Source organism: Pseudomonas sp. GM33 (assembly GCF_000282295.1).
Taxonomy (GTDB): domain Bacteria; phylum Pseudomonadota; class Gammaproteobacteria; order Pseudomonadales; family Pseudomonadaceae; genus Aquipseudomonas; species Aquipseudomonas laurylsulfatiphila.
On sequence record NZ_AKJO01000059.1, the window covers coordinates 1 to 1,506 of the forward strand.

Consider the following 1,506-nt stretch of genomic DNA (forward strand, 5'->3'; position numbering starts at 1 on the left):
GCAAGCTCCGCGCGAACCAGACCAACGCCCGCACACTGATCAGCGAAGTGCGCTACCTGCCCGGCGTGGAGATCCGTAGTCACGGTGGCACCGGGGAAGTCCTTCACGTGATCACCGCCAGCGCCGGTAGCAACAGCGTGCAGGTGCTGCATTGGGTCGCTGGACAGCCCAAGGACATCGCCAACAATCAAGTGCGCTACAGCCTCAACGACCACTTGCAGTCCAGCGCTCTGGAACTGGACCAGTACGCCGATCTGATCAGCCAGGAATGGTATTACCCGTTTGGTGGTACGGCGTGTTTTGCTGCCCGATCGGACACCGAAGCCAAGTACAAGACGGTGCGTTATTCGGGTAAGGAGCGGGATGCGACGGGGCTTTATTATTATGGGTTCAGGTATTACGCGCCGTGGTTGCAGCGGTGGATCAATCCGGATCCGGCGGGGTATGTGGATGGGATGAATTTATTTGCGATGGTCAGAAACAGACCCATAAACTTTGGTGATCAGGATGGGAATATAGGAAGGGAATTAACGCAAGACGAAATAAATTCCATCGAGGGACAACTTGTTGAGAACAAGGAACTTCTTCCTGAGGCAGACTTAATCAGCGTAGCCACCTCGTACCTGAAAAGAAAAAAAGTACAGCCTGAAAAGTATATTGATTATTTCAGAGTCCGCCTTGGCTTTATAGGACAACCAGAAGCCTATGACAGGCCATTAACAGCAGACGAAAAAGAGGGAATGCAACTCATTTGGGGAACAAATGCCGGCGCTCTTTATTTCAAGGGGCATAGCCGTAATCACTACGAAAACAACCCCTCTGATATAATAAAAAAAACGCTCTCCGAAACTAGAACAGCAGTTTACTCAGAGCTCAAAAACAATGATGGTGACTATGGAACAGTTAAGCTACCCCCTGCCAGAAAGCTGAGGGTGTATGACCCGGCGATGGAACTACTGGAATCCCACGCCAGAGACTCTAAAAAAACAATTAGCCTGTTAGCAGCATCACTGGGCCCGCAAATGACAAGCGAGCTCTATCGCGGAACTCGCTTGCAGAATCCAGACAGTATCAAAGTAGGTGACATACTACAAACCAGCATATTTGCGGCTTTTACTCCAAACAAAAAAACCGCGAAAAAATTCATAGATAAACTCCATGTTCCGAGCACTTTACGCCCGACGCTCCCAGCACTTTTAAAGACGACAGGTAACGCATTCAGAGTAGATCACACACCAGAAACGGAAAGTATATTCAAGCCAATGACTCAATTCAAAGTCGACAAAATTTCCAAAGACCCTTTTGGGGTGTATCACATTGAAATCGCACAAAGAAAATTCAAAGCAACACCGGATGCAAAATGGATCTGATGAATATTGAGTTCCACAATATTACGTTCCTAAACCGTCTTCCTGCTCTGACAGGGTTTTACTTAATAAAACCCTGTCAGAGCAATCGGATAAAACCAGAGTCAACTACCCCTGCGGCCGCAACATCAACACCGCC

1 protein-coding gene is annotated in these 1,506 nt (G+C 48.3%); it reads left to right on the plus strand.

The features are described 5' to 3' along the window. Positions 1-1,370: RHS repeat-associated core domain-containing protein (locus PMI26_RS31820; protein WP_007972288.1), on the plus strand; the 1,370-nt coding region annotated here is incomplete at its 5' end. Positions 1,371-1,506: the final 136 nt, after the last annotated feature.